Annotated in this window: 1 protein-coding gene; it reads left to right on the forward strand. The window is 44.1% G+C overall.

Translation table 11 applies throughout. The features are described from left to right. Positions 1-221: 221 nt before the first annotated feature. Positions 222-313 (forward strand): lipoprotein (locus R7Z50_RS25820; protein WP_318149519.1); only part of this gene is annotated, 92 nt, incomplete at its 3' end.

The following is a 313-nucleotide window of genomic DNA, read 5'->3' on the forward strand; positions in this document are numbered from 1 at the left end:
AAACCGGAGCTTGGTCAAGGTTCTTTAAATTGAGGCCTTCATAGCCCTCTTCCAACGCTAAGCCTCTCTATTTAAAAAGAATCGCTTGTAGATAAAATGCTAAGCTCTAAAAAGAAATCGTTATGGATGGCGGTTAGCGACGGGTTAGCGGGCTCAATCAACACGCCCCCGTTCGCAAGTTATCTATTCATGCATTACTTCTTCAAAGGAAGCACCGCACTATGAAGCGAATCATTTTTGGCACATTGGTTATTGCCCTTTTAAGCGCCTGTTCAAAAGATAACACGCACCAAGCGCTTGGCACTTTAGAACG

Source organism: Vibrio sp. 1249-1 (genome assembly GCF_033340495.1).